The sequence below is a fragment of the Rhizobium sp. P40RR-XXII genome (genome assembly GCF_012641405.1).
Lineage (GTDB): Bacteria > Pseudomonadota > Alphaproteobacteria > Rhizobiales > Rhizobiaceae > Rhizobium.
The window spans coordinates 277724-297556 of sequence record NZ_JABAII010000008.1 but is presented as its reverse complement, the minus strand read 5'-3'; the positions used below and the strand labels follow the sequence as shown (position 1 = coordinate 297556).

Annotated in this window: 18 protein-coding genes; 12 read left to right on the top strand and 6 right to left on the bottom strand. The window is 60.4% G+C overall.

Annotated features, from left to right (window positions below):
* The first annotated feature begins 112 nt into the window (after positions 1 to 112).
* Positions 113 to 1783 carry a GumC family protein gene (locus tag HGP16_RS18035; protein ID WP_168841375.1) on the top strand — a complete coding sequence of 557 codons (1671 nt, stop codon included), beginning with the start codon at positions 113 to 115 and terminating at the stop codon, positions 1781 to 1783.
* 213 nt (positions 1784 to 1996) lie between these two features.
* Positions 1997 to 3979, top strand: coding sequence for a polysaccharide biosynthesis protein (locus tag HGP16_RS18030; protein ID WP_168841374.1), 1983 nt, complete (start codon positions 1997 to 1999; stop codon positions 3977 to 3979).
* Positions 3980 to 4019: 40 nt separating this feature from the next.
* Here the strand turns inward: HGP16_RS18030 and HGP16_RS18025 are convergent, their stop codons facing one another.
* Entirely contained in the window at positions 4020 to 4886 is an 867-nt protein-coding gene (locus tag HGP16_RS18025) for a glycosyltransferase family 25 protein (RefSeq protein WP_205926608.1), read from the bottom strand.
* A 257-nt stretch (positions 4887 to 5143) separates the two neighbouring features.
* On the opposite strand from HGP16_RS18025, the gene HGP16_RS18020 reads away from it, so the two are divergent.
* From HGP16_RS18020 to HGP16_RS17995, 6 genes are all read left to right on the top strand, one after another.
* Positions 5144 to 5476, top strand: a complete 333-nt coding sequence (locus tag HGP16_RS18020) for a hypothetical protein (RefSeq protein ID WP_168841373.1) — start codon at positions 5144 to 5146, stop codon at positions 5474 to 5476.
* A 194-nt stretch (positions 5477 to 5670) separates the two neighbouring features.
* The gene (locus HGP16_RS18015) at positions 5671 to 6831 is read left to right on the top strand and encodes a Gfo/Idh/MocA family protein (protein WP_168841372.1); all 1161 of its coding nucleotides are present in this window, start codon (positions 5671 to 5673) and stop codon (positions 6829 to 6831) included.
* Positions 6832 to 6844: 13 nt separating this feature from the next.
* Entirely contained in the window at positions 6845 to 7729 is an 885-nt protein-coding gene (locus HGP16_RS18010) for a carbohydrate ABC transporter permease (RefSeq protein WP_168841371.1), read from the top strand.
* A complete protein-coding gene (locus HGP16_RS18005) occupies positions 7726 to 8583 on the top strand; it encodes a carbohydrate ABC transporter permease (RefSeq protein ID WP_168841370.1) in 858 nt (285 codons plus the stop codon). The genes HGP16_RS18010 and HGP16_RS18005 overlap by 4 nt, the downstream gene beginning before the upstream one ends.
* A 35-nt stretch (positions 8584 to 8618) precedes the next feature.
* Positions 8619 to 9848, top strand: coding sequence for an extracellular solute-binding protein (locus HGP16_RS18000; RefSeq protein WP_168841369.1), 1230 nt, complete (start codon positions 8619 to 8621; stop codon positions 9846 to 9848).
* Positions 9849 to 9932: 84 nt separating this feature from the next.
* A complete protein-coding gene (locus HGP16_RS17995; RefSeq protein WP_168841368.1) occupies positions 9933 to 11066 on the top strand; it encodes an ABC transporter ATP-binding protein in 1134 nt (377 codons plus the stop codon).
* A 182-nt stretch (positions 11067 to 11248) separates the two neighbouring features.
* Here the strand turns inward: HGP16_RS17995 and HGP16_RS17990 are convergent, their stop codons facing one another.
* The 3 genes from HGP16_RS17990 to HGP16_RS17980 are packed head-to-tail and all read right to left on the bottom strand — an operon-like array spanning position 11249 to position 14338.
* Complete coding sequence (locus HGP16_RS17990) at positions 11249 to 12364, bottom strand: D-TA family PLP-dependent enzyme (RefSeq protein ID WP_168841367.1); 1116 nt, start codon at positions 12362 to 12364, stop codon at positions 11249 to 11251.
* Between the two features lies 1 nt (position 12365).
* Positions 12366 to 13841 carry a M81 family metallopeptidase gene (locus HGP16_RS17985; RefSeq protein ID WP_168841366.1) on the bottom strand — a complete coding sequence of 492 codons (1476 nt, stop codon included), beginning with the start codon at positions 13839 to 13841 and terminating at the stop codon, positions 12366 to 12368.
* Between the two features lie 11 nt (positions 13842 to 13852).
* A complete protein-coding gene (locus tag HGP16_RS17980; RefSeq protein ID WP_168841365.1) occupies positions 13853 to 14338 on the bottom strand; it encodes a hypothetical protein in 486 nt (161 codons plus the stop codon).
* A 274-nt stretch (positions 14339 to 14612) separates the two neighbouring features.
* Between HGP16_RS17980 and HGP16_RS17975 the strand changes: the two genes are divergently transcribed.
* The 3 genes from HGP16_RS17975 to HGP16_RS17965 all read left to right on the top strand — a co-directional run bounded on the left by HGP16_RS17975 (position 14613) and on the right by HGP16_RS17965 (position 18301).
* Complete coding sequence (locus HGP16_RS17975; protein ID WP_168841364.1) at positions 14613 to 15476, top strand: MurR/RpiR family transcriptional regulator; 864 nt, start codon at positions 14613 to 14615, stop codon at positions 15474 to 15476.
* A 104-nt stretch (positions 15477 to 15580) separates the two neighbouring features.
* The gene (locus HGP16_RS17970) at positions 15581 to 16357 is read left to right on the top strand and encodes an SDR family oxidoreductase (protein WP_168841363.1); all 777 of its coding nucleotides are present in this window, start codon (positions 15581 to 15583) and stop codon (positions 16355 to 16357) included.
* A 24-nt stretch (positions 16358 to 16381) separates the two neighbouring features.
* Positions 16382 to 18301, top strand: coding sequence for a beta-N-acetylhexosaminidase (locus HGP16_RS17965; RefSeq protein WP_168841450.1), 1920 nt, complete (start codon positions 16382 to 16384; stop codon positions 18299 to 18301).
* Positions 18302 to 18563: 262 nt separating this feature from the next.
* Here HGP16_RS17965 and HGP16_RS17960 read toward each other — a convergent pair whose 3' ends face one another.
* Complete coding sequence (locus HGP16_RS17960) at positions 18564 to 18746, bottom strand: hypothetical protein (protein ID WP_168841362.1); 183 nt, start codon at positions 18744 to 18746, stop codon at positions 18564 to 18566.
* 393 nt (positions 18747 to 19139) lie between these two features.
* On the opposite strand from HGP16_RS17960, the gene HGP16_RS17955 reads away from it, so the two are divergent.
* Positions 19140 to 19406: a DUF982 domain-containing protein gene (locus HGP16_RS17955; protein WP_168841361.1), complete on the top strand. Its 267-nt coding sequence runs from the start codon at positions 19140 to 19142 to the stop codon at positions 19404 to 19406.
* A 45-nt stretch (positions 19407 to 19451) separates the two neighbouring features.
* Here the strand turns inward: HGP16_RS17955 and HGP16_RS34425 are convergent, their stop codons facing one another.
* The gene (locus HGP16_RS34425; protein ID WP_281408228.1) at positions 19452 to 19580 is read right to left on the bottom strand and encodes a hypothetical protein; all 129 of its coding nucleotides are present in this window, start codon (positions 19578 to 19580) and stop codon (positions 19452 to 19454) included.
* Positions 19581 to 19833: the final 253 nt, after the last annotated feature.

The following is a 19833-nucleotide window of genomic DNA, read 5'->3' as shown; positions in this document are numbered from 1 at the left end:
TTGCCGCTGTCCCGACTTCCTCCGAGTGTCCTTAATGTTCCGTTAGCCAAACATTTCTAAACTCCTCGCATCCGCTGGACGCAATAGGTACGCGGTGCGTTGAAAGCCTGGCATGAGCTCAATGGAACGAAACAAGCGATCGGACCAACTTTCGGGTTGGCGCGGCATCGAGCCGTCTGACGGATACCGTCAGGGGCAGCGCTCGCGCAGCCCGCTGCTGCGTCCGCGCGATTTCGTTTCCGGCGCCGAACAGGCTGCGACGGTTCAGCCGATCGATACGGCGACTTATGCCGTGAGCAAGAGCGAGCCGTCACCTCTCGAATTTCAGCCCGACGCAAGACCGCAGCCTGTGGTCGAGCCGATCGCCGTTGTTGCCTCGATGACGGAAGCTGCCCCGGCTGCGGCGCCTCCGAGTGTTGTCACACCGCCGATGCCGGCAGCGATGGCTGATGCGCCGCTGCTCGATCTTCGCTCGGCCATTCGCTCGATCTGGGCGAGGAAGCTCGTGGTCCTTGCCCTGGCGGGTACCGGCGCCGTGCTGGGCGCGGCCGTCATTCCGCTGATACCGCAGAAATTTACCGCCGAAACCAGCCTCTACTTCGATCCACGCCCGGTCGGAACTTCCGATTCCGCCCAGCAGGCTCCCACGGCGCCGGAATTGATCACGACGATGATCGACAGCCAGACGCAGATCCTGTCTTCGGGCAAGGTGCTCGGCCGGGTCGTCGAAGCGTTGAAGCTCGATCAGGATCCCCAGTTCGATGGCGGCGCCAGCGGCGAGGCGGCGAAATATGTCGCGGCCGCCACGTTGGCGAAAGCCGTGCAGATCGCCCGCGAGGCCAGCACCTATGTCGTAACGGCGAAGGTGACGACCGGCGACCCGCAAAAATCGGCTGGGATTGCCAACCAGCTCGTGACCTCCTTCATGGAAGAGGAGAGCAAGGCGACGGCAAATAGTTACAAGAGCAGCAGTACCGCGCTGGATTCCCGTCTCGATGATCTGCGCCAGCAGGTACTGTCGGCCGAGAAAGCCGTCGAAGCCTATCGTGCCGACAATGACATGGTGGCGGTCGAGGGCAACCTGATTTCCGACAAGCGCCTGACCGCCTTGAACGACATGCTGGTCACCGCCCAGCAAAAGACGATAGAGGCGAAGGCCCGCGCCGACGCAGCCGGCAAGCTGAGCTTCGAGGAGGTGGTCTCAAGCAATCCTTCCTCCGGGGCGACATCGAACGCATTGAGCAGCCTGCGGCAGCAATATGCGGCGCTGGCCGCCAATGTCGGCAGCCTTCAAAGCCAGCTCGGCGCCCGCCATCCGCGCCTGCTCGCTGCCAAATCCTCCCTGGAAAGCCTTGCAGCCGAAATCCGGGCCGAGTTGCAGCGGCAGATGACCTCGGCCCGTTCCGACTACGAACAGGCGCAGAAGGCCGAGCAGGACATCGCCAAGGAACTCGCGGTGCAGAAAGCCTCGCAGGTCAACACCTCAGGCAAACTCGTCGGCCTGAACGAGCTGCAGCGCAAGGCGACCGCCGCCCGCGATCTCTATGAATCGCTTCTGAAGCGGTCCGGCCAGGCCGGTGACGCCCAGGATCTGTCGCAGAGCAATATTCGTGTGATTTCCGAGGCGGAGCCGCCGTTGAAGGCGGATGGACCTAGCCGGAAGGTGATGATGGTCGCGGGCTTGATCGCCGGCGCGATGTTCGGTGCAGGCCTCGGCATGGCTTTTGCCATTCTCCTCGGCCTGTTTCGGCACCCCGTCATCCGTGGCTATTTCGGTAAATGAGTTCTTTTCCACCTTTTTGCACCCGGGCTTCTTCAGGATCGGGGATGCAATTGCGCGCCGGCTGTTCTAAATGTAAATCGGCTCCGGGAATGATTGGATCTTGCTAATGGAAGCGTGATGCAGTCATTAGGAGTCGTATGGTACTTTGTGAGACAATCTATGCGAGAAAAGCGGTGCGCTGCTCCAATGACTGGCGCCGAGGAAAACTGACCGATGGTGCCCGCTGATAAGCTCGTTTTGCCGTTCCTGGCGCTGCCGCGCTCGACCAAGCGTGCGCTGGCGCTGCTGGTCGACGCCAGCCTGTGCGTGCTCACGGTCTGGTTCGCCTATTGTCTGCGTCTCGATGACTGGGTCATTCTCGAAGGCGTCGAATGGCTGCCGGCCATCGTCTCCCTGCTCGTCGCCATACCGATCTTCATCGTCCTTGGCCTTTACCGCGCCATTTTCCGATATGCGGGCCTTTCGGCTTTCGTGACTGTCGTCAAGGCGGTCGCGATCTACGCGCTCGCCTTCATGACGATTTTTACCGCAATCAGCGTGCCGGGCGTGCCGCGCACGGTCGGCATATTGCAGCCGCTGTTGTTGCTGATCGCGATCGGCCTGTCGCGCATGTGGACGCGCTACTGGCTCGGCAATGCCTATCAGCGGCTCCTCAATCGCAATCAGCTTGCCAAGGTTCTGGTCTACGGCGCCGGCGCTTCGGGACGGCAGCTGACGGGCGCGCTTGCCAACAGCGCCGAGCTCAATGTCGTCGGCTATCTCGATGACGACCGCAACCTGCATGGCAGCATCATGGGCGGCCTGCCGATCTACGCTCCGGCCGATCTGCCGGCGCTCGTGGTCTCGGGCGATATCAAGGGCGTGCTGCTGGCCTTGCCGAACGCCACGCGGCAACGGCGCAACGAGATCCTCGAAAGCATGCGCAAGGCCCGCGTGACGGTCAGGACCATGCCCGATCTGACCGCGCTCGCCCAGGGTCGCGTTGCGGTCTCGGACCTGCGCGAACTGGATATCGAGGACCTGCTCGGCCGCAATGTGATTGCCCCCGACCGCGACCTGATCGAGAAGAATATACGTGGTAAGGTGGTCATGGTGACCGGAGCGGGCGGCTCGATCGGCGGCGAGCTCTGCCGTCAGATCCTGAAGAACGAGCCGTCCTCGCTCTTGCTGGTGGAGCAGAGCGAATTCGCTCTCTATGCCATTCACGGCGAGCTGGAGAAATCGGCAGCCTCCGCCGGCTATGCCGATGTACGCATCATCCCCTTTCTCGCCTCCGTCAGGGACGGCCAACGGCTCAGGCAGATCATGGAGGCATGGCGGCCGAAGACCGTCTACCATGCCGCCGCTTACAAGCACGTGCCGCTGGTCGAATACAATCCCGTCGAGGGCATCCGCAACAATGTGCTGGGAACGCTGATAGCGGCTGAAGCCGCCCGCGATCATGGCGTCGAGAGTTTCGTCCTCATCAGCACCGACAAGGCCGTGCGTCCGACCAATATCATGGGCGCGAGCAAGCGCCTGGCGGAAATGGTGCTGCAGGCGATGAATGCCGATCGCAAGCCAGGTACCGACAGCACCAATTTCGCCATGGTGCGCTTCGGCAACGTGCTTGGCTCCTCCGGTTCGGTCGTGCCGCTGTTTCGCCAGCAGATTCGTGATGGCGGGCCGATCACGCTGACCCATCCCGATATCACCCGCTACTTCATGACCATTCCCGAGGCATCGCAGCTGGTGATCCAGGCGGGCGCGATGTCGGCGGGCGGCGACGTCTTCCTGCTCGACATGGGTGAGCCTGTGCGCATTGCCGATCTTGCCCGGCGCATGGTGGAATTGTCCGGTTTGACGGTGCGGGATGCGGACGAACCCGAAGGCGACATCGAGTTGGAAATCACCGGCTTGAGGCCGGGCGAAAAGCTCTATGAGGAATTGCTGATCGGCGACAACCCGCAACCGACGACCCATCCGCGTATCATGCAGGCGAAGGAAGATTTCCTGCCCTGGCCGGAGCTGGCGAAGCGGCTTGCAGCGCTGGAGGCGGCGATGGAGGAAAACGATATCCCCCTCGCCAGAGCGCTGCTGCAGAAGCTCGTCTCCGGTTATGCGCCCAGCAGCGAGGTGGTCGATCTCGTCTATCGCGAACGCGAGACGGACCTGACGGTCGACCAGCCGAATCTCGACAATGTCGCGCAGCTATAGACGCGGTTTGAGCAATTGAACCGTCGCCGTCTCCCAGGGCTCAGCGTTTGCCGAGGTTTACCGCCGCTTCCTTGATGGCGTAGCGCCAGCGGCGCATCTGGTCGCATGTGCGGAACCAATACGCCGTCAGCCGCAACAGGGAATGCTTTTTGACGGCGCGGTAGTGCACGCGTTTGCCGATCGTGGTGGCGGCGCGGTGCGGGCTGAAGTCGACGAGATTTTCAAATGTCGTGAATGTTTCGACGCCGGTCGACCAGCCGCGCTCAAGGGCGACGTCATAGGGAAGAAGCATGGGCTTCAGCGTCGTCAGCAGCTTCTTGGCGGCCTTGCGGTTGACGATATAACAGGCAGCCGACCCCTGCGGGCCATGCATGCAGCGGCCGACAACATCGCTTTCGGTGGTTTCGCAGATCGCTTTGAAGCCGACGAGGCGATGGTTGACCAGCTTGACGAGGCGCGCGCCTTGAACGCTTTCCATGGCCGCGATCGCGCGTGGGATCAGCCGCTCATTGAGCTCGACGTCATCTTCCATGATGATGGCCATCTTGTCGCCGCTGGCGACAAACTGCTCCAAGGCAAGCAGATGGCTGCGATAGCAGCCGTACTCGCCGGGCAGAAGCTTGCGTCCGTTGTGATAGATGAACGATTTCGGGTGGAAATCGATGCGATCGCGCTCGGCGATCGCCCGACCGTCAACAGCCGGAATCCGTGTGATGTCCAGGTCGTATTCCACCGCCTGGCTGCATAGGCGCTCCCAACGCTCGCGCGACCGATCGAGGTTGATCACATAGATGCGAAGCTGCTGAACGGCTTCGTCAGCGATGTCAGGATCGACAAGGCGAGGGATACGATTAATCTGTTCGAGAATGACTGTTACTCCTGCAAACAGAAATCGTGGCGACAGCAACTAAGAAGGCATTTTTACTACTATATAACATGCTTATGACTTGTCGCAAATGGCCACTGCACGCCCATGTTGTATTTGCGGATAAAAGCATTTTATTTGGTGTAACGTAGCGTGAACGAGTTTCCGTCGGTCCCCGAACGATCACTTGAGCGCGATTTCGACGGCCGGCCTGTTGGCGCGAAACAGCGGCGTCAATATATTCAGAGCAAGGAGCGCCGAAGTGTCGTATTCGCATGGGTAAAGGATCGTCCCAAGTCATGTTGACCAAATCGAAAATCGCCGTTGTTGCGTTGTTTCTGGCGGGTCTCACGCCGACGGCAGTCTTTGCCGAAAACCCGCTTCTCCCCAAGCCATATGTCGCTCCCGTCTATCCTTACAAGAACCTGCCGGGCGTAACTGCGCCAAAAATGGCGGCTGACGAGAAATTCCAATGCCGCACGACCACCTTGCATGCGGATTATTTTCGCGAAGGTCTGTTTTATCGCAGCCTTCCGCGGCTCGGTTATGTCTGCGAGCAGGATGGTATGATCTCCAGCAGCACCAGAAAACCGAATTATCAGTACTGGCAATATAACGGCCCGGGCAGATAACGGCGTCTGGCTCTGCCGAAATAAGCAGCAATCCAGTCAAATCGCGCGCAGCCTCATCCTTGAGGGTTGCGCTTTTTTAGGCGATAATCTGAAAATAAATTTCATGTTTTTGAGTAAATGCGCGAACGTCGTTGACGAATGCGAAAATTTGCCCCAAGCTTACGAAAATAAATTACGTAATGGGAACATAAAGCATGCGAGTGGGAATCATTGGGCTGGGATTCCGCCTGGGATATCTGGGCTATGTCTTCAAGGCGATCGACGAAAGCTTTGAGATTGCCGGATATGTCGATCCGGAGCCCGCAGGCCTGCCCGGTCTGATCGAGCAGGGCATATCAGCCGGAAAGGCCTATGCCACGCCTCAGGAGCTGATTGCCAACGAGAAAATCGATCTGCTGATGATCGGTTCGCCCAACCACATGCATCTCGATCATATTCGCATCGGCCTCGAGGCTGGCCTCAAGATTTTCTGCGAAAAGCCGATCGTCACGACAATCAAGGACAGTATAGAGCTTGCGCGCCTGATGGCGAAGTTCGGCCACGAGCGGCTGATGGTCGGTCTCGTTCTGCGCTATTCGCCAATGTACCGCGATCTGCTGGTCGCGCAGGCCGAAGGAAAGCTCGGTCATGTCGTTTCCATCGAGGCCGCCGAGCACATCGAGCCCTATCATGGCGCCTTCTTCATGCGCGACTGGCGCCGCTACGAGCATTATTCCGGCAGCTTCATGCTGGAGAAATGCTGCCACGACCTCGATCTCTATAATGGCGTGGTCGGTGCACGACCGGAGAGGGTCGCAAGCTTCGGCGGCCGCAAGAGCTTCATCCCAGAAAACGACCCGGCAAGGGAAGGCATCAACGACCTTGAGCTTTTCCATCGCAAGCCGAGCGGCTGGATGGGGTCGGACAAGGTTTTCGACAGTGACGGCGACATCATCGACTACCAGGTGGCGATCGTCGAATATGCCAACGGCGTCGGCATGAACTTCCATACCAACCTGAACGTGCCGGACCAGTTCCGCCGCTTTGCCATCATGGGATCGCGCGGCATGGCCGAGGGCGATTTCATTCGCGGTTATTTCAACGTCCATGAGATGCTCACGGGCAAAAAGGTGATCGAGAAAACCTATGCGACGCGCACGGCGCTTTCGCAGCACTATGGCGCCGACGAACAGATGGCCGCCGATATCATCTCGCATGTCAAATCGGGGCAGCATCTGCCGGTCTCGACGCTGAATGCGCTAGAAGCGGGCATTCTGGCGCTTTCGATGGACGAGGCGCGCATGAAGAGGGCCGTCGTGGATCTCCGTCCGATCTGGGACGAGTTCGACGAAGCGCTTTATTCAAGAGCCGCCTGAGGAGGGGCGCAAGATGGGTGTTCAACGCAGCACAGTCATCTTCGCCTGGATCCTGCTTCTTCCGGCTCTCCTCTACGTCACCGTCATCGTCGCCTATCCGCTGGTCGACACCGTTATTCTGTCCTTCACCGATGCGTCGTTGAAGAAGGTGACGAATTGGGTCGGTTTCGAGAACTACGGCAAGATCTTCAACGAAACATTCGCGTCGGTCATCGTCCGCACCTTTATCTGGACGTTCTTCTCCGTGTCGATCAAGATGATCATCGGCACGTTGGGAGCGGCGCTGCTGAATTCCGCCGTCCCGGGCCGCGCGCTTTTCCGCGTGCTAACCATGCCGCCCTGGATCGTGCCGATGGCGATCGGCATCTTCATGTGGGGCTGGATGTATAATGGCCAGTTCGGCATGATTTCAGGCCTGCTGCAGCGGTTCGGCATCGTCGACAGCCCGGTGGCGTTCCTTGCCTATGGCAGCTCGGCCTTCTGGGCGACGATCGTCACCGACGTCTGGATCGGCGTGCCGATGGTGACGCTTTATATGCTGGCGGCGATGCAGGCTGTCCCGCACGATCTCTATGAAGCCGCCTGGACCGACGGTGCCGGCCGCTTCTATCGCTTCCGCCGCATTACCCTGCCGCTGCTGGTGCCGTCTCTGGTTACCATGTCGATGCTGTCGCTGATCTCGACGTTCAATTCGTTCGACATCATCTGGATCCTGACGCACGGCGGCCCGAACGGTGAGACGACGACGATGATCATCGACACCTATCGCACGGCGATTGGATCGTACAAATATGGTGAGGGTGCCGCCCGCGCCGTGTTGATCTGCATCTTCCTGTCGCTCTTCTGCCTTGCCTATTTCCGCCTGACCAGCCGCTTTTCAACGGGAGCCAAGCGATGAGCCAGCCCGCCATGATCAATCGCTACAAATGGTACGAGATCATCGGCATCTATGCCGGAATCCTTCTGTTCCTGACTTTCGTGCTGGCGCCGTTCGTCGAAGGGTTCCTGGTGTCGCTGAAGCCGCTTAGCCAGCTGTTCTCGTCGCCCTACCATTTCATCCCGGAAAACGGTTCGTTCGCGGCCTATCGCACGATGTGGACCAGTGTGCCGGGCTTTGGCTGGTATATCTTCAATTCGTTCCTCATTTCCGGCTCGATCACCATCATCGTGCTGATCCTCGTGGTGCCGGCCGCCTATGCCTTCGCGCGCTTCGAATTCAAGGGGGCCGGCTTGCTGCTCGGCGCCTTCCTCGCCGTCAAGATGTTCTCCGGCGCCGTGCTGCTGATCCCGCTGTTCCGGCTCATGCGCTCCTTCGGCGTGCTGAACACCTATTTCGCCATGATCGTGCCGGGCGTCGCCTTCATCATCCCCACCGGGATCTGGCTGCTGCACACCTATATCAGCCGCATTCCGCGTGAACTCGATGAGGCCGCCTATGTCGACGGTGCAAGCCAGCTCTACACGCTTCGCCGCGTCATCCTGCCGATTGCCATGCCTGGTATCATCGTGGTGGCGATTTCCTCGTTCATCGAGGCCTACGCGCAGCAGTTCATCTATGCGCTTACCTTCAATTCGAAGACGGAATACATGCCGCTGCCGGTAGGGCTATTTGGCTATTTCGGCCGGCAGGAGGTCGCTTGGAACGAGCTCATGGCCGCAAGCTTCGTCGGTATCGCGCCGGCGCTGGTCCTGATCTTCTTCCTGCAAAGGTATCTCGTCAGCGGTCTGACCGCTGGCGCGGTGAAGCAATAAAACCAATCAACAACCAGAGAAACGGGAGCTTAAACGTGACATTCCATTTCAAAACGGGGCTGCTTGCCCTGGCTCTGCTCGGCTCCACCGCGCTTGGCGCTGTGACTGCCCATGCCGCCGACAAGGAAATCAGCTGGATCTATTGCGGCGACAGCATCGACCCGATCCATGTGAAATATATCAAGCAGTGGGAAGAGAAGAATCCGGGCTGGGCAGTCAAGCCAGAACTCGTTGGCTGGGAATTGTGCCAGGATAAGGCAACGACGCTTGCTGCAGCCGGAACGCCGGTCGCCATGGCTTATGTCGGTTCGCGCACGCTCAAGCAGTTTGCAGAGAACGATCTCATTGTTCCCGTTCCGATGACCGATGAGGAAAAGAAGGCCTATTATCCGGGCATCGTCGATACCGTCACTATCGATGGTCAGCAATGGGGCACACCGGTAGCCTTCTCGACCAAGGCGCTCTACTGGAACAAGGACCTCTTCAAGAAGGCGGGCCTCGATCCGGAAAAGCCGCCGACCACCTGGGCCGAGGAAATCGCCGACGCCAAGACGATCAAGGAAAAGACCGGTATTCCGGGCTATGGCCTGTCGGCCAAGACTTTCGACAACACCATGCACCAGTTCCTGCACTGGGTTTATAGCAACAACGGCAAGGTGATCGACGGCGACAAGATCGTCCTCGACAGCCCGGAAGTGCTGGCTGCCCTTCAAGCCTATAAGGATATCACGCCTTATTCCGTCGAGGGCCCCACGGCTTACGAGCAGAACGAAATGCGCGCCATCTTCCTCGACGGCAAGGTCGGCATGCTCCAGGCCGGTTCGGGCGCCGCCTATCGCCTGAAGGAAACGAAGATCAATTGGGGCGTCGCACCGCTGCCGCTCGGCCCATCGGCCAAGGGTCCCGGCACGTTGCTCATCACCGACAGCCTTGCTGTCTTCAAGGGTAGCGGTGTCGAGGACAAGACGATCGAATTCGTCAAGTTCATCACCTCGCCCGGCCCGCAGGGCGAATACGAGCTGCAGGGCGGCGCTGGCCTAACGCCGCTGCGTCCGTCGCCAATGGTCGATGAGTTCGAGAAGAAGGACCCCTTCTGGAAGCCGTTCATCGACGGCATCGCCTATGGTGGTCCGGAGCCGTTGTTCAAGGATTACAAGGGCTTCCAGAACGTGATGATCGAGATGGTCCAGTCGGTCGTCACCGGTAAGGCCCAGCCCGCGGATGCCTTGAAGAAGGCAGCTGCCGATCTCGATCAATACAAGTAAGATGGCAATTCGCCGGGCCGCGCGCATCGCGCGCGGCCTTTCGAGCCCTGCCCGCCTTATAGCGGCGCCGCGCGGAGACAGAGTTTGGGAAAGCTGCACCTTAATCAGGTCAAGAAATTCTATGGTCATTTCGAGGTCATCAAAGGCGTCGAGCTTGACGTTAACGACCGCGAATTCATTGTCTTCGTAGGCCCGTCCGGCTGCGGCAAGTCGACCCTGCTGCGCATGATTGCAGGCCTTGACGAAGTGACCAGCGGCGACATCATGATCGATGGTGCCCGCGTCAACGATCTGCCGCCGGTCAAGCGCGGCATCGCCATGGTCTTCCAGTCCTACGCGCTCTATCCGCATATGTCGGTGTTCGAGAACATCGCCTTCCCCCTGCGCGTCGAGAGGATGCCGGAAGACAAGCTCAAGGCCAAGGTCGAGCATGCGGCGCGTATCCTCCATCTCGATCAGCGCTTGCAGCAGAAGCCGGGTCAGCTGTCCGGCGGCCAGCGCCAGCGCGTTGCCATCGGCCGCGCCATCGTGCGCGAACCGAAGATCTTTCTCTTCGACGAGCCGCTGTCCAACCTCGATGCCGCGCTGCGCGCCGACATGCGCATCGAACTGGCGAAGCTGCACCGTCAGCTGCAGGCGACCATGATCTATGTGACGCACGACCAGGTCGAAGCCATGACCATGGCCGATCGGATCGTCGTCTTGAATGCCGGCGAAATATCGCAGGTCGGCGCGCCGCTGGAGCTTTATCACAAGCCCGCGAATACGTTCGTCGCGCGCTTCATCGGCAATCCGAAGATGAACTTCCTACCGGTCACCTGCACGAATATCGGCGATGCGGGCGTTCAGGTGGATTACAAGGGCCAGAAGGCCATACTGCCCGTGGCGCCGCGCCAGGGCGTCGTCGGCAAGGCGCTGACGCTCGGCATCCGGCCCGAACATGTTCAGCTTGCCGGCGGCGACCTGACGCTGACCATCGTTCCGAACGTGGTCGAGCGTCTTGGCGCGCAGACCGTCGCCTATGCCGCGGCGGAAGGCATCGACGAGAATTTCTGCGCGACCTTGCCGGGCAGCGCCGCCATCCGCATGGATGTGCCGCTCAAGACCGGAATCAGCGTCGGCGACTGCCACCTTTTCGACGAGAGCGGTCAGGCCTTCGAACGACGGGTGGAATTGACCGAAATCGATATGGAAATGCTGAACTCGGCAGCTTCTTGACGAGAGGCGACCCCGGAAGCAGCCATGCGCCCTCGTGGTTCGAGACGGCCCTTTGGGCGTCCTCACCATGAGGACTGATCATCTCGTCCAGCTTATAGCTCTTAGCTCCTCCGCCCTCATGCTGAGCCCGTCGAAGGACGAGGGTGGCTCCGGAAGCGGCCACGATGGGGATGAGGAATCGCCTACCAGACCAAGCCGCGAGCCGCCACATCCTCGACGCGCGTCACCACGCCGTCGCGATGAAACACCATCTGGTCGAAGAGGTTGGAGACGACGCATGTGTGGTTCGGGATGATACGGATCTTGTCGCCGATCTGCGGGCGAGGGCCTGTGCATTTCGACAGGTCGATGACGCCGTGCTCCTCAGAAAGCCCCTTGATGACGGCGTCGGGATAACCGACCACCTGGCCATAATCGGCAAAGCCGAGAAGGTCGGAGGTGAGCGCCTTCGAACCGGCATCGATGACGGCCCGATCTTCCGTCGGTCTCGAGACGATGGTGGCGAGAATATGCATCGCGCAATCCTCTTCGCGGCAATGGCCGGCCCGCACCATGGAGCGGTCGTTATAGATATAAGTGCCGGCACGATGTTCCGTGGCCGCGGTCACGAGATGCGCCTCGAAGAGGCTCGGCGTGCCGCCATTGCTAACGATCGGGCATTCGATGCCCTCGGCCTTCAGGAGCTTTACGGCTCCCGACAGGAATTCCTGTGTCGCGGCGGCATTGTCCGGCTTCGGATAGGTCATCAGTCCAACGAAGGCGAGGCCGGGCTTGCCGGCGATATGCTTGCCGAGAGCGGCAGCCTCTGCAGGCGATTGCACGCCGCAGCGCGCGCCGCCTGTATCGCATTCCACCAGTACGGCGAGCGGCTTGCGGCTGGCGAACCAGCCGGAAAGGGCATCGACCGTGACAGCACTGTCGGCAACGACCTTCAGCCCGCTGATGCGCTCGTTCAAAGCGGCAAGACGTGCGAGCTTTTCCGGGCCGAGAATATTGAAGGTAATGAGGATATCTTCGAAGCCAGCGTCGGCGAAAGCTTCTGCCTCGGTGATCTTCTGGCAGTTGATCCCTTTGGCACCGGCGGCGACCTGCGCCTGCGCGAGCGCGGGGATCTTGTGCGTCTTGATATGCGGACGGAAGTTCAGGCCGTGCGCGTCCATGTAGGATTGCACGCGCGCTATATTGCCCGCCAGCCGGTCTTCATCGATGATCGGGCGCGGCGTCGAGAGCGCTTCGATCCGGTCGCCGGGCTTGGGGCTGATTTCCGAGGCGATGTCACGGGCGATGTCGTGGGCCATGTCAGGCACCTTTCCGTTCTTCTGCAAAGGGATTCGCCACCATCGGCCAGATGTCCTTTCGGGCGCGACGATAGGGTGTGCGCGCCGGATTATTGGGATAAGGCGTCCCCGCCGAACAGTAAAGGATCTGCGAAGCGATCTTGGAGAAGGACGCATAGAAGTGATTGGTCGACTTGATGACCAGGATCTTCTTGGCAGCGGGATTGATGCCCATGACGGAGAACAGGCTCGGGTCGAAGCTTTGGGCGCGCGTCGAATTCAGGATAATGTCGATACCATCGAGCAGAATATGCGCGGCATCGCCGAAGGGGGCGTAGCTCTCGCCGAAGCGCATCTCGGCATTGGTGACGAGGCGGATGATCTTCACGTGGCCGTCGATCGGGTTGCCCGTGCCCGGCGCCGATTTCGCGCCGAAGCGCAGCGGGATTTCCGCGCCTTCACCGGCCGCCATGCAGATTTGTACGGCCATCGGATCCCAGATCGTGCCGAGCGCCGTGTCTGTGGCGCCGCGATCGAGCAATTCCTGCAGGACGACGGTGGCATCCCCCGCGGTGCCCCCGCCGGGATTGTCCCAGAGATCGGCAATGACGACCGGGCCGGAGGTCGCGGCCATGGCCTCGCGCACCGCCTGCTTCTCATCGAGCTGCGGCATGATGAAGGTGCCGCGTTTGGAGAAGAGCTCCAGCCCGAGGTCGCGAGCGATCGCAGTTCCCTTAGTCGGCTTATCATCGGTGACGACAAGCAGCCTCGTGCCCATATCGGGCACGTCGCCGGCCATGAAGCCATGAACGACCGAGATCGACAGAATGTCCGCGTCGCTCTTTTCCATCGCCATGATCTTGTCGACGAAGGAGCGCATCGGTTCGCGCGATGTCGGAAAGACGTCGATCATGCGGCAGTCGAAGACCGACATGACCGGCTTGACGCGGCCTTCCAGCGTATCGATGGCGATGCGCCAGAGGTCCTCGGCGCGATCGACGAAATCCGTATGCGGGAATTCCTTGAAATAGACGAGGAAATTCGCGGCCGTCAGCCGTTTCTCGCTCAGATGGCTGTGCGGATCGAGTTCGGCGCAGACGAGGATATCCGGCCCAACGATCTCGCGGATGTGCGACAGGAAATCGCCCTCCGTGTCCTCGTAACCATCCGCGACCATGGCGCCGTGCAGCCCGAGAATGACGGCATCGACCGGCATGGCTGCCCGCAGCTGATCGAGAATCTCGTCCCGCAGCTCCTCATAGGTCCGGCGGTTTACCAGCCCGGCCGGATCGGCCCAGGTGGCGGTGCCTTCGATCACGTCCCAGCCCTTTTGCGTGGCAATGTGCCGTCCCACGGTGATCGGCGCGGTACACAGCGTCGGCGTTTCCGGATGCATGCCGGGGGGAGCATAGAGAGAGGCTTCGAAAGCGCGTCGGTCGATGCAGATGGGGGAGAAGGTATTCGTCTCGGTCGCGAAGGCCGCCGTGAAAATGCGCAACGCTGTCGCCTCTATTCCATGGGGTTCGGCAGGTAACCGGTAAAGCCGCTGATCTTCCAGCGCCCCTCATGCAGGCGGCAATAGTAAAGCGTCTGCCACTTCATCACGTCGATGCCGCCATCCGATTTCTTCAGGCTGCCGTCGAACTTCTTGCGCACGAGAGCCATGTCGCCTTCGATCTCGATATCTTCGAGCGTCGTCGTGGTGAAAATGGCCGTGCGCGTATCCTCGGCGAAGGATTGGGTGGCGAAATCACGGGCCTGGCGCAGCCATTCGTCGCGATAGGCGGATAGCGTCGGGAAAGCGAGGCGCCACTTGTCGGGGCTGATTTCGTGTTGGCCGTCGATGCCGATGAAACCCTCTTCGACGAAATCGCCCGATACCATCGACCAATCGGCGGCAAGAAAAGCGTCGATATCGCGCGAAACGAGCATTTCCCAGATCGAATGCCTGGCGGCATCGCCGACAGGGAAGGGATTCTTGAAAGGATCACGCATTGTAACCGCCGTCATTTAAATTCTTTTCATAATTTTCGATTTTCACTGGTCAAATTCTGCTTTCTATGGTCATTTGTCAACTTATCAAGAAAATAATTTGCAGGAACCGCAGGGCGGCCATCACACGTCAAGGTTTCCGCTAGGTAGGGACGAACGGCAACACGCGCCCGTCTGCAAGCCTGTCCACAGGCAATGGCGGGAATGGTGAGATTGAGATGGATTGCGTCGCTTACTACGTGCCAGACGTTTGGAAAACAGCGACAAAGGGGGGCTGATGGATATCTTCACGACCATGCAGGACGAGAGGGGCCGGCTTTCGCAATCGGAAATCCGCATCGCCGATATCGTCCTCAACGATTTCGAATTCGCTGTCAATGCTTCCATCATCGAGCTTGCGGGCAAGGCGGACGTCTCGCCGCCCACGGTGACGCGCTTCTGCCGCCGCCTCGGCTGCGAAAGCTTCTCCGATTTCAAGGTCCAGCTGGCGCGCACCGCCTATGTCGGCATGCGCTACCTGAAGCCCGAGCCGAAGAGCATCGCGCCGGCCGACGTTGCCCAGGACATTATTACCAAGGCGCAGAATGCGCTTTTCCTGCTGCATCGCGGCCTGGATGTCGCCGCCATCGAGCAGGCGGCAAACCAGCTTGCCGGCGCCGAGATGATTTACGCCTTCGGCTCCGGCGGTAATTCCTCGATGATTGCCAGCGAGCTGCAGAACAGACTGTTCCGGTTCGGCCTGCGGATTACTTCAAGTTCCGACCACAGCATGCAGCTGATGATGGCCGCCGCCGCCAAGCCGACGGATGTGCTGATCGGTTCGTCCTTCTCCGGCCGCAATGCCGAACTGGTGCGCGCTTTCATGCTGGCGCGCGAAGCCAAGGTGCCGACCATCGCGCTGACGCAAAGCGGGAGCCCGGTGGCGCACGCCGCCGATATCACCCTGCCGGTCGACCTGCCGGAAGGCGACAATATTTATCGGCCGACGTCGACGCGCATTGCCTATCTCGCCGTGGTCGACATTCTCGCCAGCCTGGTCGCCCATCGCATCCAGCCGCAGGCGACGGTGATATTGCGCCGTATCAAGCAACAGCTCGTGACCCATCGCGACGGCGACGACCGCCAGCTTCTCGGGGACTGAAAAGGCTCCGGAAAAATGCAAGGGTCGCCGCCCTAGGCTGGGCAGAAGCAACGACAGGGGGCGGCAGGCTTAGCCGCTCGGGGAACCAATCGAAGGAATATTGCATGAGCAAATCCGTTGCCATCGTCACAGGGGCGGCCGGCGATATAGGCCGTGCCATCGCAAAGCGCCTGGCGGATGACCATGATGTCATCCTGCTGGTCGATATAGACGAGGCCGCAGTGCAGACCGCCGCGCAGGTGCTCGGCCCGGCGGAGCGTTTCGTGCCGTTCAAGGCCGACATCACCAGCGATGCCGATGATGCCGCCATGGCCAAGGCCGCATCGGGATTGGGCGAGCTAAAGACGCTGGTCAACAATGCCGGTGCCGCCCGCGCCGTCAGTCTCCACGATACGACGCCGGCAATCTGGCGCGCTGACATCGCCCTCAATCTCGAGGCGGCGTTCCTATGCTTCCGTGCCGTCGAGGACATGCTGAAGGTGTCGAAGGGGTCGGTGGTCAACATCGCCTCCGTCAATGGCTTGGCCGTTTTCGGCCATCCGGCCTATAGCGCCGCCAAGGCCGGGCTTCTGCACTTTACCCGGCTGGTCGCGGTGGAATACGGCAAGTTCGGTATCCGCTCGAACGCGGTCGCGCCCGGCACCGTGCGCACCCAGGCCTGGGAGGTACGGGCCGCGGCCAACCCGAATGTCTTCGAAGAGGCGAAGCGCTGGTATGCGCTTCAGCGCGTCGTCGACCCCATCGATGTCGCCAATGCCGTCTCCTTCCTCGCAAGCCCGCTTGCCTCGGCCATAACAGGCGTCTGCCTGCCCGTTGATTGCGGGCTGACCGCGGGGCAGGCGGAACTCGCCCGCACTTTCTCTCAATCGGAACATTACTGACGCTCGTTGCCAAAGGGGAACATGATGCAGCCGGCCGCCTATCATCTCGAAAACACCTGGTCTCCCGAGGGTGGAAAGCATGGTCGGCTGACCCTGACGCTTTTCAATTTCGCGGATACGCCGCTTGAGAATTTCCGCCTTGCCTATACGACGCTGACGCGAGTGGTCGATCCGGAAGCCTGTGACAATGCCGTCTTCGTGCGCCGCAACGCCAATTTTCACGAATTCGCGCCGCCGGCCGGCCTATCCATCGCGTCCGGAGGAAGCTGGACGTTCACTGTTTCCGCGCTACACCGGATCGCGCGGCATTGCACCGACGGCGCCAAATCCGCCTATGTGACGCTGGAGGACGGCACCCATGTCACGGTGTTTACCTCAGACCTGTTGCTTGCCGATCGCGCCAGCGAACCGCCGCCGGTGCTGCTGCCGGAAGGCCGGCTGGAGCTTCCCTTCGCCATCCAGCCGTGGCCGGCGAGGATCGATGTCGAGCCGGGCGAAGATTTCCCGGTCGCGCTCTATCCGGCCAAGGGCTCCGACGCTGCAAGCGTGAAGGCGCTTGCCACGGCGCAGGCGCTGTTCCGTCGGCTCTTTCCCTCTAATCACATTCCCTTCAGCCTCATTGCCGCGCCTGGGGGCAGGGCACTGCGTTTCGTCGAGCGGCCGGCACTCGCCCGCGAAGCCTATGAGCTTTCTTTCTTCGCCGATGAAATCGTGCTTTCCTTCTCCGCCGCTTCAGGCCGCCTCTATGGCCTGATGACACTGGCGCAGCTTCTCGATGGCGCGCGGCGCGAGCCCGGCAAGTTCCGCTTTCCGATTTCCGGCATGATTACCGATCAGCCGCGTTACGGCTGGCGCGGCTGCCACCTCGACGTCTCCAGGCAATTCACCCCGAAGGCGGATGTCCTGCGCCTGCTCGACATTCTTGCCTGGCTGAAGCTCAATATCTTCCATTGGCATCTGACCGACGACGAGGCCTGGCGGTTGGAGATCCGCGCCTATCCGCAGTTGACCACGACTGGCGTGCTGCGCGGGCCGGACGAGCCGCTGCTGCCGCAGCTCGGCAATGCCGCCGAGCCGGTGGGCGGCTTTTATGCGCAGGATGATATCAGAGAAATCGTCGCCCGCGCCACGGCGCTCGGTATCGAGGTGATCCCCGAGATTGACATTCCCGGCCACAGCACCGCCACCCTCGTCGCCCTGCCTGATCTGGCCGATGGGCAGGAAGCGCCTGATAGCTACCATTCCGTTCAGGGCTATCCGAACAACGCCCTGAACCCGGCGATCGAGCTTACCTATGAATTCCTCGCCAAGGTCTTCGACGAAATGGTCGAGCTCTTCCCGTCCGAATACATCCATATCGGCGGCGATGAGGTCGCCAACGGGTCCTGGCTCGCTTCGCCTCTGGCGCGCAAGTTGATGGAGCAGGAGGGTATTTCGGGAACATTCGCGCTGCAATCCTATTTCCTGAAGCGCATCAAGGCCATGCTCACCGAGCGCGGCCGCAGGCTGGCCGGCTGGAACGAAGTCGCCCATGGCGGCGGCGTCGATCCGGAAGGCACGTTGCTGATGGCCTGGGAAAAGCCCGAGGTCGGCATCGAGCTTGCGCGCGAGGGCTATGAAGTCGTCATGACGCCGGGCCAGGCCTATTATCTCGACATGGTGCAGGCCGATGCCTGGCAGGAGCCGGGCGCGAGCTGGGCAGGCACGGTGCCGCCGGCCCATACCTACGCCTATGAGGCCGAGGGCGATTTCCCCGATGAGCTGAAGCACCTGATGAAGGGCGTGCAGGCCTGCATCTGGCAGGAGAACTTCGTCTCCGGCGACTATTTCAACCGCCTGGTCTTCCCGCGCCTGCCGGCCATTGCCGAGGCAGCCTGGACACCGAGGGCGAAGAAGGATTGGCTGCGTTTCGCCGCCATCGCTCCGCTGAGCCCAAAGCTTTAGGATCGTCACCGGAGGCAGGGACCAGAGCGTGATGCCGAAAAGTGTAGGAGGTTTTCGGACGGCATCACGCTCTACTTCTTTGATTTTAGAGCGGATTCAGATTTTAGGTCGATTCGACCTAAAGTCATCGGGCTCTGGAGCAACTCCAGGAAAAGCGCATAGCGGTTTTCCGTCTAGCCGCCGCATCAGATCACCCTTGAGGCCGCCGAACGAGAGTTCGGGCGGCTTTCTTAAATACTGGCTTAATACTGGAGTATCTGAGCTAGCCGGCCCGCAGGGTTGCCATGTCGGTCGGGAAGAAGCCCGCCCAGGCCATCACGGTTATGGCTGTAATAACGAGCAGGTACCACATGGCGAGGTAATCCCCGACCAGCCGCCGGTTCAATGCGGTGAAGAGAAGAGCGACGCTGAAGGCAAGCCAGAGCAGATTGCAGACGTGGTCCATTTTGTTGTTCCCCTTATTCGTCTCACCTCCCTGCTTCAAAGGTTAACCAGTCGGGAGCGCGGGAGCTAGTGCTATAGCGGGATGGAGGTTTGCGCATAGTGCGAAGCGCCGATGGATCAAGCAGCACTTGCGGCATGGGAAGGAGGCATCCAGCAGCGGGCCGGCTATCGCGCCGCGTGCTGCATCGAGCCGGAGCCGATGAAGCCCCAGGAAAATCTTAACAGCATCCCCCGCAGCCCAGGAACATCTCGCCACCGCCCCCGTTATCGCCTGATGGCATCAGGCGAGGAGTTAATTTCATGGATTATCATATGACGACGGCCGCATGCGTCGGTACGGGATCGTTTTTTGATCGCAGCGTTGATAGCGCTCTACGGCTGAGGAGGCGTGACGATGGAACACGGTGATTGGAACAACCCCGTCATAGTCGACCTCGGCGGCGCCGGCCGCTATGCGATCATAACCAACGCGCTCGATGCGGCCAACTGCATGAGCGAAGAGTGGCCGGTAAGGGGCGGACCTGTGGTGGACGAGGCCGTATTGGTATGCCTCGATGCCGTTCTCGGCAAGGCCTCGGCCGAGCAATCACGGAGGGCTTTTCTGGACGCAGCAGAAGAGGCCGGGCTTAGCGTCAGGCCGGACGCTGGAAGCCTTCACTAGATCGATATGAAGCCCTGGGGGACGTGGCGTCCGGGCCGGAACCGCTCAGACCATCCAGAAGATCAGGGCAAGGATCACGATAACGGCGAGGATGAAGCCCATCATCCTCCCAAGCCCTTCATTGACATTGCCGTTGCCGACGATGAGATCGTACCAGTCGCTCTTGTGGTCCATTCAAAATCCCTCAAGGTTCGCCCTATTAGGTCGATCTCTTCTTCGCCAGTCAACGATTTAAAGATGGCCTAGAGAACTGGGATGCCGGCCGCGATCAAGCCTTGATCGCTTGGCCGGCGACGATAGCCGTGAACGGTTGGAACGGGACATGCCGAGGGCGGGGATTTTCATCCGCGCAGCTCATTTCAAGGCAAGCTCATGTGAACTTCCGGCGAACCGAAAGCTGAATCACATGTACTGGCTAAGTCTTGAA

Bases quoted from the DNA above. Each gene is read 5' to 3' on its own strand.
- HGP16_RS18005 (WP_168841370.1), top strand. From the start codon at position 7,726: ATGAGCCAGCCCGCCATGATCAATCGCTACAAATGGTACGAGATCATC.
- HGP16_RS18010 (WP_168841371.1), top strand. From the start codon at position 6,845: ATGGGTGTTCAACGCAGCACAGTCATCTTCGCCTGGATCCTGCTTCTT.
- HGP16_RS17965 (WP_168841450.1), top strand. From the start codon at position 16,382: ATGCAGCCGGCCGCCTATCATCTCGAAAACACCTGGTCTCCCGAGGGT.
- HGP16_RS17955 (WP_168841361.1), top strand. From the start codon at position 19,140: ATGGAACACGGTGATTGGAACAACCCCGTCATAGTCGACCTCGGCGGC.
- HGP16_RS17975 (WP_168841364.1), top strand. From the start codon at position 14,613: ATGGATATCTTCACGACCATGCAGGACGAGAGGGGCCGGCTTTCGCAA.
- HGP16_RS18030 (WP_168841374.1), top strand. From the start codon at position 1,997: ATGGTGCCCGCTGATAAGCTCGTTTTGCCGTTCCTGGCGCTGCCGCGC.
- HGP16_RS34425 (WP_281408228.1), bottom strand. From the start codon at position 19,580: ATGGACCACAAGAGCGACTGGTACGATCTCATCGTCGGCAACGGCAAT.
- HGP16_RS18020 (WP_168841373.1), top strand. From the start codon at position 5,144: ATGTTGACCAAATCGAAAATCGCCGTTGTTGCGTTGTTTCTGGCGGGT.
- HGP16_RS17980 (WP_168841365.1), bottom strand. From the start codon at position 14,338: ATGCGTGATCCTTTCAAGAATCCCTTCCCTGTCGGCGATGCCGCCAGG.
- HGP16_RS18035 (WP_168841375.1), top strand. From the start codon at position 113: ATGAGCTCAATGGAACGAAACAAGCGATCGGACCAACTTTCGGGTTGG.
- HGP16_RS18015 (WP_168841372.1), top strand. From the start codon at position 5,671: ATGCGAGTGGGAATCATTGGGCTGGGATTCCGCCTGGGATATCTGGGC.
- HGP16_RS17960 (WP_168841362.1), bottom strand. From the start codon at position 18,746: ATGGACCACGTCTGCAATCTGCTCTGGCTTGCCTTCAGCGTCGCTCTT.
- HGP16_RS17970 (WP_168841363.1), top strand. From the start codon at position 15,581: ATGAGCAAATCCGTTGCCATCGTCACAGGGGCGGCCGGCGATATAGGC.
- HGP16_RS17990 (WP_168841367.1), bottom strand. From the start codon at position 12,364: ATGGCCCACGACATCGCCCGTGACATCGCCTCGGAAATCAGCCCCAAG.